Origin of the sequence: Acinetobacter sp. YH12251 (assembly GCF_013417465.1) — a bacterium.
Taxonomy (GTDB): Bacteria; Pseudomonadota; Gammaproteobacteria; order Pseudomonadales; family Moraxellaceae; genus Acinetobacter; species Acinetobacter amyesii.
The window spans coordinates 39,317-51,958 of record NZ_VPDZ01000010.1 but is presented as its reverse complement, the minus strand read 5'-3'; the positions used below and the strand labels follow the sequence as shown (position 1 = coordinate 51,958).

Annotated in this window: 9 protein-coding genes and 2 pseudogenes; all 11 read left to right on the top strand. The window is 39.7% G+C overall.

Annotation, left to right across the window (positions count from 1 at the left end; translation table 11 throughout):
• Window positions 1–40: 40 nt before the first annotated feature.
• Entirely contained in the window at window positions 41–1,066 is a 1,026-nt protein-coding gene (locus FTV27_RS10265) for a methionine ABC transporter ATP-binding protein (RefSeq protein ID WP_180078365.1), read from the top strand.
• The gene (locus FTV27_RS10260; RefSeq protein WP_078188742.1) at window positions 1,063–1,758 is read left to right on the top strand and encodes a methionine ABC transporter permease; all 696 of its coding nucleotides are present in this window, start codon (window positions 1,063–1,065) and stop codon (window positions 1,756–1,758) included. The genes FTV27_RS10265 and FTV27_RS10260 overlap by 4 nt, the downstream gene beginning before the upstream one ends.
• A gap of 284 nt (window positions 1,759–2,042) precedes the next feature.
• Window positions 2,043–2,216 (top strand): hypothetical protein, encoded by a 174-nt coding sequence (locus FTV27_RS17235; RefSeq protein ID WP_257230012.1) that lies wholly within the window; start codon window positions 2,043–2,045, stop codon window positions 2,214–2,216.
• 132 nt (window positions 2,217–2,348) lie between these two features.
• The gene (locus FTV27_RS17230) at window positions 2,349–2,633 is read left to right on the top strand and encodes a hypothetical protein (protein ID WP_257230011.1); all 285 of its coding nucleotides are present in this window, start codon (window positions 2,349–2,351) and stop codon (window positions 2,631–2,633) included.
• A gap of 129 nt (window positions 2,634–2,762) precedes the next feature.
• Window positions 2,763–6,335, top strand: coding sequence for a DNA polymerase III subunit alpha (dnaE, locus tag FTV27_RS10250; RefSeq protein ID WP_180078363.1), 3,573 nt, complete (start codon window positions 2,763–2,765; stop codon window positions 6,333–6,335).
• Window positions 6,336–6,386: 51 nt separating this feature from the next.
• On the top strand, window positions 6,387–7,229 hold the full coding sequence (locus FTV27_RS10245) for an RNA methyltransferase (RefSeq protein ID WP_078193553.1): 843 nt from the start codon (window positions 6,387–6,389) through the stop codon (window positions 7,227–7,229).
• Window positions 7,222–8,031, top strand: coding sequence for a serine O-acetyltransferase (cysE, locus tag FTV27_RS10240; protein ID WP_180078362.1), 810 nt, complete (start codon window positions 7,222–7,224; stop codon window positions 8,029–8,031). Before FTV27_RS10245 ends, cysE begins: the two co-directional genes overlap by 8 nt.
• Window positions 8,032–8,137: 106 nt before the next feature.
• Entirely contained in the window at window positions 8,138–9,052 is a 915-nt protein-coding gene (locus tag FTV27_RS10235) for an ABUW_2363 family tetratricopeptide repeat lipoprotein (protein WP_078193555.1), read from the top strand.
• A 128-nt stretch (window positions 9,053–9,180) separates the two neighbouring features.
• Window positions 9,181–11,187, top strand: a complete 2,007-nt coding sequence (locus tag FTV27_RS10230; RefSeq protein WP_180078360.1) for a triacylglycerol lipase — start codon at window positions 9,181–9,183, stop codon at window positions 11,185–11,187.
• 871 nt (window positions 11,188–12,058) lie between these two features.
• Window positions 12,059–12,202 (top strand): annotated as a pseudogene (locus tag FTV27_RS17225) (diguanylate cyclase domain-containing protein); the annotation flags it as partial.
• Window positions 12,203–12,251: 49 nt separating this feature from the next.
• Window positions 12,252–12,434: pseudogene (locus FTV27_RS17220) on the top strand (diguanylate cyclase domain-containing protein); the annotation flags it as partial.
• Between the last annotated feature and the right edge of the window lie 208 nt (window positions 12,435–12,642).

The following is a 12,642-nucleotide window of genomic DNA, read 5'->3' as shown; positions in this document are numbered from 1 at the left end:
ACTTTGCCTGTTTTTTCATTTCTGAACCTTTTTTGACGCTATGATCCAATTTAAAAATATCTCCAAGCATTTTGAGCTAAAAGGCCAAACCGTTACAGCACTGGATCAGATTAATCTGGACATTCCAGATGGCTGTATTTTCGGTCTAATTGGCTACAGTGGTGCAGGCAAAAGTACCTTAATCCGTTTAATTAATTTGCTAGAACGTCCTAGTGAAGGGCAAATTATTATTCATGATAAAGACTTTACTGCTTTAAATTCGGCAGAGCTACGTCAAGAAAGAACCAATATTGGCATGATCTTCCAGCACTTCAATTTACTGCAAACCAAAACAGTTGCAGAAAATATTGAAATGCCGCTTAAACTTTTAAGTGTTTCTAAAGCTGAACGCCAAAAACGTTTAGAAGAGTTGCTCGAATTTATTGACTTAAAACATAAGAAATATGCCTATCCGGATGAGCTCTCTGGTGGTCAAAAACAACGTGTCGGGATTGCCCGTGCGCTTGCCAATCATCCTAAAATTTTACTGTGTGATGAAGCAACATCTGCTCTCGATCCGCAAACCACTAAGTCGGTATTGGCGTTATTAAAGAAAATCAATCAAGAACAAGGCATTACTATTGTGATGGTCACCCATGAAATGGATGTGATTGAATCTGTTTGTGATTATGTTGCGGTGATGGAACAAGGGAAAATCATCGAACACGGCTCAACCTTAGAGATTTTTAGTCAGCCAAAACACAATACAACCAAAAACTTTATTCAAACTGTATTGCAGCAACAGCTTCCTGTTAATATTTTAAATAATCTAGAAAATCAAAACCATAACAGTATTTATTGTTTAAAATTTCTGGGCAGTTCGGCACAGGAAACCGTCATTCAAGCGGTAATTAAACAGTTTGATATTAGCCTGAATATTTTGTTTGCCAATATGACTGAAATTAATGGTGCGGTGATTGGACAAATGTTCGTTCAGCTATTAGGTGATGCAGCATTGATTCAACAAGCGGTGGCGTTCTTAGAACAACATGGCGTTGAAGTCACTCAAGCAGGAGTTCAGCAATGAGAGATTTAATTGTTCAATGGCTGACTCAAATTACAGCACCCTTTTGGAAAAGTTCTTTGTCCATGGATCAGTTCGTCACTGCCCTACAAGAAACTTTTCACATGGTGTTCTTTGCCATGCTCTTTGGCTGTATTTGGGGTTTTATCCAGGCCGTGATTTTATATGTCTCACGTCCACAAGGCATTTTGCCTAACCGTGTCATCTACCATGGTTTGAACCCGATTGTGAATGCGCTGCGTTCATTGCCATTTATTATCCTCCTGATTGCGGTCATCCCTTTGACCAAAGTCATTGTGGGTACTTCAATTGGTACTTGGGCTGCAATTGTTCCTCTCACAATCTATGTTGGTCCTTACATTGGTCGTCTGATTGAAACTTCGTTGCTTGAAGTGAATGACGGCATCATTGAGTCTGCTCAAGCGATGGGTGCATCTCCGCTGCAAATCATTACTAAATTTGTCCTACCAGAGTCTCGTAGCTCTTTAATTTTAAACTTAACGACTGCAACCATTAGCTTAATTGGTGCAACAGCCATGGCGGGTGCAGTAGGTGCAGGCGGTATCGGTGATCTTGCCATTTCTTATGGTTATCAACGTTTTGATAGTAGCGTGGTCATCATGACCGTGATTGTCTTATTGATCTTGGTTCAAATCGTACAAAGCCTAGGTGATTGGTTATCAAAATTACGCTAAGCCTGCATAATTCATATATTTAAGCTCTCCTCGGAGGGCTTTTTAGTTTCTTAGATTCTAAAATTTAGTTTTTAATGCCGCAATTAAACCAAAATTTTTTTTAGTTTTAAATTATTTTGACGGCAAATTAGCAACACCATAAAATTTAAAATATAACCTTCAATATTACGTTTACAAAAATTTGAATGAGTACAAAATATAAAAAGAACAGGATTTTATATTCCCCATGCAAACAACACTGACAGCAAAAATTTTCCGCTTAAATTTTTTTCACAACAGCAATATTGATCACTTCAGCAGCATCTGCATCCATTGCTGATTATAACTATGTGACTAGTATTAAAGTAAATGATATTGACTTAGCCTTACCCTTGCCTGCATCAAAAGCAAATGCATTAATCAGCAAAAATCCAGTAAAGCTTAAATATGAATATTCAGAATGTGCCGGCAATACTTAATTTAATGTCACATCAAAAGGTAAATTTCTAAAATTTGAAATTTATGCTGAGGACAATCCTCAAGTTAAAAATGATTCATTCTATAAAAATATAAGCAGCTTCGCCCAACTTGGACAAACCAAAGGGGATGGGATGGAATGGGATAAATCCACTCAAATACGCGATAAAATTCAAATTGGGTCAAAACATCTGATAAGCCAAAATGACTATCAACAATTTGTAAAAGACTTTACCAAAAGTGCAAAATTGGCCAATCCAAATGAAGTGGCTTATGTGATTTTACTCTCACCTACTCATGCCAAATCCGTGCTGAAAGAGCCGCAAAATTATGATTTACCCTATATTGGTAACCTAGCCTTCAACTTTAAAAATGGCAAATTACCTGCCTTTTCAGTGAATCAAGGTATTGCTTGCTAAATCGTGATTGTCATACAGCGTTTATTGATTAAACAGTGAATTTATAAATCTGTATAAAGCCATGCAATAAACGCAAGTTTGATCTCAGAGCATGCTAAAATCAGCAGCTGTTTTCGCAGGGACTCATCTATGCACTTTGTACATCTTGGTATTTTTACAGAATTTTCCATTACTGAATCTATTGTACGTATACCTGATCTTGTAAAAGCTGCAGCTGCAGATGAAATGCCCGCTCTGGCCATTACTGACCTTTCAAATCTACATGCTGCTGTAAAATTCTATAAAAAGTGCTTAGATAAAGGCATTAAACCCATATTTGGTTCAACCATTCGTTTGAATGATGCTGAACACAAAGCTACTCTTCTAGCGATGACCAATAAAGGTTGGCGCAGTCTAACAGAGTTGGTTTCTGAAGGTTATATTTCTGGTCAACAGCTTGATATTCCTTGCGTAAAAAAAGATTGGATTTTAAATCAACACCAAGACTTGATTGTTTTACTGGGTATGCAAAGTGATGTCGGCAAAATGCTTTGCTCTTCCAACCCGCAAAAAGCTGAACCCCTGTTAGCTGAATGGGTCGAAAAATTTGGCAATCGTGTTTATTTAGCGATTACACGAACTGAGCGCTCGGGTGAAGAAGACTTTATTCACGAAGCAGTAAAACTTGCGAAGAAATTTAACATTGGTGTGGTTGCTCATAACGATGTGCATTTTATACGTAAAGAAGATTTCGAGGCACATGAAGCACGCGTTTGTATTGCCGATGGCTATGTCCTCGGTGACAATCGTCGCCCTAAAAATTACAGTCCTGAACAGTATTTTAAAACTGCCGAGGAAATGACGGAGCTGTTTGCAGACATTCCAACGGCTATAGAAAATACCTATCACATTGCGCGACGCTGTAATGTGTCATTACGTTTAGGCTTCCATGACCTTCCCGATTATCCAATTCCTGAAGGTCATACAATTGACACCTATTTTGAACATTTATCAAAAGAAGGTTTAGAAGAACGTTTAGCGCATTTGTACCCTGTCGAACAACGTGGTGACGACTGGCCAGAAATTCGTAAGCCTTATGATGAACGTTTAGCTTATGAAGTCGGGATCATCCTGACCATGCAATTCCCAGGTTATTTCCTAATTGTCATGGACTTTATTCAATGGTCTAAAGGTAATGGCGTGCCTGTTGGTCCAGGCCGTGGTTCGGGTGCAGGTTCCTTGGTTGCCTATAGTTTAAAAATTACTGACCTAGACCCACTACGTTATGACCTACTGTTCGAGCGTTTCTTAAACCCTGAACGTGTATCAATGCCCGACTTTGACGTCGATTTCTGTATTGCAGGTCGTGACCGTGTTATTGACTATGTTGCACGCACTTATGGTCGAGATGCGGTCTCTCAGATTGCAACTTTCGGTACCATGGCGGCAAAAGGTGCAATTCGTGACGTAGCCCGTGTCTTGGGTAAATCTTATGGTTTGGCTGACCGTATTTCTAAAATGATTCCGACCAAGCCTTTAGGTTTAAGTTTGGAAGAATCCATTGAGGCCGAACCACAGCTAAAAGATATTGTCACCAACCCATCAAATCCTGATAACGACGATGCAGCCGAAATTTGGGAAATGGCACTCAAACTTGAAGGCATTACCCGTAATACAGGTAAACATGCCGGTGGTGTGGTTATTGCACCAACTAAGTTAACTGACTATTCGGCTGTACTGTGTGATGCAGATGGAACTAACCGTGTAGCCCAATTCGATAAAGACGATGTGGAAGCTGCAGGTCTAGTTAAATTCGACTTCTTGGGCTTACGTAACTTAACGGTAATTGAAGATGCCATTAAGCACATTAATGCCCGTCCAGATATCACTACACCTATCGATATTTCCTTAATTCCTTTGGATGACAAACCTGCCTATGCTGTGTTCGCAGATGCAAATACCACAGCAGTCTTCCAGTTTGAATCCGTCGGCATGAAAAAAATGCTGAAAGAGGCACGTCCAAGTAAGTTCGAAGAAATTATTGCTTTCGTGTCTTTATACCGTCCAGGTCCGATGGATCTGATTCCTGACTTTATTTACCGTATGCATGGTGGCGAGTTTGAATACTTACATCCATTACTAGAAAGTGTCCTTGAACCGACATACGGCATTATGGTGTATCAGGAACAGGTAATGCAGGCAGCGCAGTTCTGTGCTGGCTATAGCTTGGGTGGCGCGGATTTACTTCGTCGTGCCATGGGTAAAAAGAAAGTCGAAGAAATGATTAAGCACCGTCAGATCTTTACTGAAGGTGCTGCAACCAAAGGTATTGATGCAGATACGGCCAACCATATCTTCGATTATATGGAAAAATTCGCAGGCTATGGTTTTAACAAATCCCATGCCGCAGCCTATGCTCTTGTTGCATATCAAACCGCTTGGTTAAAAGCACATTTCCCAGCTGAATTTATGTCAGCAGTGATGACCTCGGAAATGCAGAACACGGACAACGTGGTGTTCTTGATCGATGACTGTCGTATTAATGGTCTTGAAGTCTTACCACCTTCGGTCAATATGTCTTTATATAATTTCCATGCCAGCGATCCAAAAACCATCGTCTATGGTTTAGGTGCGATCAAGGGTGTCGGTGAAGCTGCCATGCAGTCTGTGATTGACTCACGTATCCAAGATGGCCCATATAAAGATCTGTTTGACTTCTGTCATCGTATTGACCTAAAAAAAATCAATAAGCGCACGCTTGAAGCATTGATTCGTGGCGGCGCATTGGATTGTTTAGGATTAGAACGCGCTGACTTGATGGCGCAATTGCCAGAAGCTGTACAAGCGGCTGACCAAGCCCGTACAAACCGCGAAACAGGGATGATAGATTTATTTGGTGAAGTTGAAGAAGTTCAGCGTAAACCTTCTAAACCTGTTAAACCGTGGTCTGATGAAGTTCGTCTTAAAGGTGAAAAAGATACTCTTGGGCTTTATCTAACAGGTCATCCGATCGATGTGTATCGATCAGAGCTAAAAGCCTTTATTTCACAGCGCATTAATGAGCTTACGCCTACACGACGTGGTGTCACTACAGTATTTGCAGGCCTCGTCGTCGATATTGCCAACTTCCCGAACCGCATGATGGTGACGCTCGATGATGGTACTGCACGTATAGAAGTGTCTGCGAATCACGAACGTTTTAACCGCTTCAAAGATGTGATTCAAAACGAAAAAGTGGTGGTCATTGAAGGTGAAATTTACGAACGTGAAGGTTTTGATCGGCCAATGGGTCGCTTAACTAAAGCCTTCAGTTTGAATGAAATCCGTCAAAAACGTGCCAATGCCATTCAAATTAAATTAACACCTGAACATTTTAGTAAAACGCTATCACGCGACATCCAAAATATTTTACTGCCTTTTTGCAATGTCGATATGTGTACGCATATCCCTGTGCAGTTATATATAGACTATCCATATGCGACGGCCGACATTCATTTGGGCTTAAACTGGAAAGTTGCCCCACTAGATGAATTACTGTCTAAGCTGCGTGACTACTTCGGTAAAGAATCTTTGCATGTCGAATATCATGTCAAATCCAAAGCAGCCAAAGCGGTAAGTTATGAACAAGCTTCTATTCCTGCGCAGGTTCCGCCACCGCCAGATGGGATGAGCATGGATGATGCCATGGATTTATACCAAGCAGAAGCCAATCAATTTTCTTAAAGTTTAAACGCTGTTTGAACTGCTTTTTTAAATAAACATATTGGAAATATCATGAATCAAACTGACAATGCTGCGGTTTCAGCACATCTCTCTCATGTGCGTATTGTCATGGTGAATACAACATTACCCGCAAATATTGGTAGTGCATTACGTGCCATGAAAACCATGGGACTTTCAAAGCTGGTCTTAGTTGCACCTAAGACTTACCCGCATCCAGACATTAATGCTTTGGCTGCCGGTGCTGTCGATTTAATTGATCAAATTGAAATCGTTGAATCATTAGAAGATGCTATTAAAGATTGTCATATTGTCTTTGGTACCAGTGCGCGTAGTCGTACCATTCCATGGCCATTACTTGACGCTCGCCCTGCTGCCGAAATGTCTCTCAAAGCGGTCTGCGAACAACAACAAGAAATTGCCGTAGTATTTGGCCGTGAAGACCGTGGTTTGACCAATGAAGAATTGGCAATGGCCAACTACCATGTCACTATTCCAGTGAATACTGAATATGGCGTCTTAAACGTTGCCCAAGCGATTCAGGTGATTTGCTATGAAATGCGCATGGCTGCCCTTGCACATACTGAGTTAACTGCAAATCCTGATGCCAACATGCATGTTACTGATGACATCGATATGGAATGGGATGAACCTTTGGTGACCCATGAAATGATGGAACAGTTCTACCCGCATATTGAAAAAATGCTGGCAGAGATTGAATTTATGGATCCAAAAAATCCAAGATTATTACCTTTACGCTTGCGTCGCCTATTTGGACGTATACAATTAGATCGTATGGAATACCACTTATTACGTGGCATTTTTAGCCGAGTACAGGCTTTAAATAACGGAACATGGAAAAAATCTACAGACAATGAGGATCAATCTAATGCTTAAGCAGCTTAAAGAAGATATACAGGCTGTATTCGCGCGCGATCCTGCTGCACGAAATACGCTCGAAGTCTTAACGACTTATCCAGGAATTCATGCCTTAATCATGCATCGTATGGCACATGAACTTTGGAAAAAAGAGTGTAAAGGCTCAGCTCGTCTATTGTCTTCTTTTAGCCGCTTTGCCACAGGCATTGAGATTCATCCGGGTGCGAAAATCGGTCGTCGTTTCTTTATTGACCACGGTATGGGTGTGGTGATTGGTGAAACAGCTGAAATTGGTGATGATGTCACCCTCTACCATGGTGTGACCTTAGGTGGCACGACTTGGAACAAAGGCAAACGTCACCCAACTTTGGAAGATGGTGTAGTGGTTGGCGCTGGTGCAAAGATCTTGGGCCCATTTACGGTGGGTAAAAATGCCAAAGTCGGTTCAAATGCCGTCGTGACTAAAGAAGTTCCTGCAAATACTACTGCTGTGGGCAATCCAGCACGCTTTATCACCAAAGATAAACCAAAAGATGAAGCGGAAACACGTCGTCGCGACTATGCAGAAAGTATTGGTTTCCAGCCTTATGCTGCAACCCAAGACCAAACTGACCCGATGTTAGAAGGTATGCGTGTATTGTTAGATCGTATTCAGCACAATGAAAAACGTATGAATAATTTGTGTCAGCGTTTGTCTCTCCTTGACCCAACGTTCAAAAAGCAACAGCTTAATGAACAACCTTTTAGTCAGGAAGAACTTAGAATCATTGAAGATGTGCGCCGCGAATGCGAAGCTCAAAGTAGTCAATCTAAAGCTTAACCAAAAGCAATCAGAATAAATTGCCTTTAACTTGCATGTTGTTCTGAGTTTTTTTAGACTGACCAACATGCTTTTTTTTATAAAATAAATTTAATGGATGAATCATATGACGCTTAAGCCCTTGGCAGTTGCTTGTATTGCTTTAACCCTTGCCGCTTGTGGAAGCGCCCCAACTAAAAATAATGCTCCTAAAGATGCCATGATTTTTGTAGAGCCTGAACTAACTCCACCTTTCTACGCACTCAACCCATTTAACTACGATGCACCACCTCCTTTTGAATTAAATTTACAAAAAGCTGCAGCACAGCCTGTGACTAAGATGGTGGTAACTAGCCCAACCGACCCATCCAAGCAATTAACCCTTGAAGAAAACCGCCTGATTATCCCCACTGTTGACAGCAAAGAACGTTCGATGAAATTTGCTGCTTTAGCAGGTGACAATGAAATCGACATTACTGAAATTGATGATTTCTTACAGCTTGTTGAAGGTAAAGCACGTCACTATCCACCACGTTTTGTTCAACGCCAAGAACGCAAAGGGTTTGAGCTTAAACTCAAGGAAGTTACGCAAAAATTAGATACGCTTGCGTCTAAAGACAACGCCTCTTTTGATATTTTAGTTCGTGCATTTAAAGCCAGTGTGATGGCACGTAACCTTGATTTGGGTTCTGTGTACACAACTAAATCATTAACTTACGCACAACGTATTTTAAAAATCAACCAAGATGATGCAGAAGCAAACTTCTGGTTCGGTTTTGGTTTATCTGAAGGTGGTGGTCAACGTGAAGCGATTCCATACTTAGACAAAGCAATGAAAGCCGGTGTTCAAGAAGCGTATCTTTCTGCAGCAAATAACTATATTGCCATGGAACAAAAAAAGAACGCCATTCAGGTTTTAAAGAACTATAAAGTTAAATATCCACAAGAAGCAGAAGTTGCTGATCGTTTAATTCAAGAAATTGAAAAGCAAGGTCGCTGGAATGTTTGGCAAGTTTTAAATCCACCAAAAGCTGCGTCTTAAATCAGACGATTTAAAAAATTCTTTTGAAAAAAGACCGTTTTAACGGTCTTTTTTCATTTAAGGTGAATTGAAAATCCTGACAATTATCGTATGATTTGAAAATACTTAACCTTATGCGCGGCCTCTTTATGCAGCAAAATATTAAAAAAATACTGCTCCTTGGAATCATAAGTACAAGCGTACTGAGTGGATGTCAGGTCGTCAGTGTCAAAAATCAAAAACTCAATGTTTCGATTGCCAATGAACGTGAAAGTATTATTTCTCGAAATAAACTTAGCGAAGCCAGTTTAAATGTCTTGTCGATGACAGGTCGGGAAGCCAAAGCCTGCACAGAAGACCCGAAAGCCTGTGTTGATGAGTTACAACAAATTCCTCAGATTCAAGATGAACAATTACTTTCTACAGCAAGTGAATTATATTTAGCTAAAGCTATAGAATATGAATCTTCTTCAGCCTGCAAGTTAGGTGTGCTCAGTAGTCACAAATCTGAAGAAAAACAAAAAATTGAACAAGACACTTATAATAAGTGCTTAGATCAACAATTGATACTTCTCGATAAAAGTATTCGCTATAGCTATGCGTACATGTTTAAAACCAAACGTGCGCCTGCTGATCGTATTTTTGATAACCGTCAAGTTCAAATCCGTGATTTCTATAATCAAGGGATTGCCAAATTGGTTAGCAGTTATGCACTACGTTATAAACCGCAAGAAGTCACCCAACAGATTAAAGTTGGGCAAACCACCTATCACATAGACTTCAGCCACTACCCAGAACTCAAAAATCGTAAAATTGAACAATTGATGTCAACCTATAACCTTAACTTCTCAGGTTTACGTTCAATTACCCGCCGAGATGGTTTTGGCTCCGAATTTCTTGTAGTTTTACCCGAAGAACATACGATTGAAACAGGCAAAGCAAAATATATTATCAACCCGATTGATTTTAAATATCCGTCTGGTTCAAATCCTAATATCCATCAAGCGCGCTATTTAGCTGCAACCTTAACGGCTGAACCACTAAGCGCTACAACTACAGTTGATCAAATTTTGAATCAACATGAGTTTCAAATTAAAGCTTACGACCCGTATAAGTATGAACAGGTCAATATTGCCAATAAAAACTATGCGCTTGCTGCCAATTTTTCTGCTCCATATGGTCTTTGGTTAGCACAAAATAACTTGGGTAAGGCAGCTTATTTATCACTGATTGACCGAGATGAAAAACTGACGATGCCGCATCTCTACATGCTTGAACCATATAATCCTGACAAGAAAGTTATCGTCTTGGTACATGGTCTTGCTAGCAGCCCTGAAGCATGGATTCGTCTGACTAACGATATTATGGGCGATTCAGTGCTACGTGAACATTATCAAGTGTGGCAAGTCTTCTATTCAACGAATATGCCGATTATTGAAAGCCGCTTCCAAATTTATTCCATTTTGACTCAGACCTTTAGCAAAGTAGACGCCAATGCCGCGGCTAAAAAAGATGCTGTTCTAGTCGGTCATAGTATGGGCGGCATTATTGCACGACTATTGGTCAGCCAAGCCGATACCACGCAAGCAGCTTTGAAAATGATGAATTCACGTCAATTAAATCAGTACCGAAATATTCCAGTAGTGAAGCAACGTATGGTGATTGATGATATTCCTAATTTCAGCCGTGCAATTTTTTTGGCTGCACCGCATCGTGGTACTGAATATGCAGATCGTTGGTTTACCAAAGCTGCTCGAAAAATTATTAAACTCCCAGGAGCTTTTTTATCGGCTATGGGTGATGTGTTAACTCAAGAAGAAGACCTGAAAGATTTATTTCGTGAAATTGACCATGGCTTGATCCAAAATGGACCAAGTGACTTAAGTCATCAATCAAAATTTATCGCGCTCACTGAAAATATTCAGCCGCGTAAGGGTTTGAAGTTTCATTCAATTATGGGAAATAACACCAACAGTCAAGATAAAAATATTATGACGGATGATATCGTACCATACACTAGTGCTCATCTAGAGGGTGCTGTTTCAGAAAAAATCATTAAAGGGGGGCATTCGATTCAAGAAACCCCTGAAGCTGTACTCGAACTACGCCGTATATTACGTTTGCATTTGATTGAACTTGGCCTCTATAAACCATAAGGCAATACAGCATTTAAATCGATCTACATATTTTAAAACCGATCTCAGGATCGGTTTTTTTTATTTCTGCATTTACTTGAATATGCCATTATTCAGGTAATTACTATATAAGCTTTTTTTTAATTATTTTAAAACTCAATGGCACTCGTTAAACTTTACATAAACCTTATATTGGAGATAAATTATTGTAAAATAAATTCAAAATATTGTGCCCATTTCCTAATTTTTTATGAGCATATCGAATTATGAAATTTTAAGGCTTTAAGTCACTTCTTCTGTGAAATTAAGGGTCTAATCATAACTATATAAAATTAAGTTTATTTTACGTCAAGTTTATAATCCATTTATCAACCGCTCTACCGCGATGAAGCGGCGAAAAAATTTTGTTTTCGCGGAATCATTATTTTTCTCCTGTATGCCCTGTCATGTACGGGGATTTATCAAGTGATTCCATAACGCAGTTTTGTAGATTCCTCTGTATATTTGGGTAGTGTTTATCATTCTGATTGCATGGGATTTATCTTTTTTCCGCATTAAACCCTTATTTTAATGTTTATACTTGTCTAGGCTCGATGTGCGCTGTTGCGATCATATTTATCATCTTTACTATGATTTGTAATGATCACAATGATGCGCTATTACATGCAGCCATGAAGTATGCCTTGGTCATCATCTATGCCTTTGTTGGTATGCGTTTTTATATTGCCATGGTTGCGGGTTGGTAGAACATGACCCACTGACTGGGCTAGCAAACCGTCGTCCGTTATAAGGAGCTTTAGAACAGCTATGGCATTATGCCCTACGCCATCAACAGCCTTTAAGCATCATGGTGATCGATATCGATATTTTTGAAAATTAAAATGATCATTTAGGTCATCAGGCGGGTGACATCTGCCTCACACAAATTACTGAGTTTTTGTCTCAAATCACCAATCGAAATGGTGAGTTAGCTGCACACTATGGCAGCGAAGAGTTTTTACTCCTCTTTAGGGTGTTAACTGAAGCTGAAAATTGAACCTTTGGCTGCCGATTTATTACGCAGAATTTAATCACTCGAACTTCCACATCCAGCCAGCCATATGTCTAAATTTGTGAAGATTAGCATCGGTACGGAAACGATCATTCCCTCTGAATCTGATCAAATTCAAAAATTTATATTGGCCACCGATCAAGCGCTTTACCTTGCAAAAGGCAGCGGTCGAAACCAATATCGATTAGCTCAGGCTGAAGCACAGGTTGATGTTTGAGTCACTTTATCGCTTTGTAAATGTATCCATTGTTGAATTTACACACAGACTTTTTAGCGTTTATAAATAATATTTTGACTGCTTTTTTTACATGCAGACAAACCTTTTCTGGCATTTTCCTGTCACTTTTTTTGCTAGAATCAGCAACACGATTTGTTAACGTACACCTGTGGTTTTGAACGAAGAGACAATATAAATATAAAGACTT

What these genes read in the sequence shown, in the direction of transcription:
- FTV27_RS10230 (WP_180078360.1), top strand. Translation starts at nt 9,181, where the DNA reads ATGCAGCAAAATATTAAAAAAATACTGCTCCTTGGAATCATAAGTACA.
- cysE (WP_180078362.1), top strand. Translation starts at nt 7,222, where the DNA reads ATGCTTAAGCAGCTTAAAGAAGATATACAGGCTGTATTCGCGCGCGAT.
- FTV27_RS10260 (WP_078188742.1), top strand. Translation starts at nt 1,063, where the DNA reads ATGAGAGATTTAATTGTTCAATGGCTGACTCAAATTACAGCACCCTTT.
- FTV27_RS10265 (WP_180078365.1), top strand. Translation starts at nt 41, where the DNA reads ATGATCCAATTTAAAAATATCTCCAAGCATTTTGAGCTAAAAGGCCAA.
- FTV27_RS10235 (WP_078193555.1), top strand. Translation starts at nt 8,138, where the DNA reads ATGACGCTTAAGCCCTTGGCAGTTGCTTGTATTGCTTTAACCCTTGCC.
- FTV27_RS10245 (WP_078193553.1), top strand. Translation starts at nt 6,387, where the DNA reads ATGAATCAAACTGACAATGCTGCGGTTTCAGCACATCTCTCTCATGTG.
- FTV27_RS17230 (WP_257230011.1), top strand. Translation starts at nt 2,349, where the DNA reads ATGGAATGGGATAAATCCACTCAAATACGCGATAAAATTCAAATTGGG.
- dnaE (WP_180078363.1), top strand. Translation starts at nt 2,763, where the DNA reads ATGCACTTTGTACATCTTGGTATTTTTACAGAATTTTCCATTACTGAA.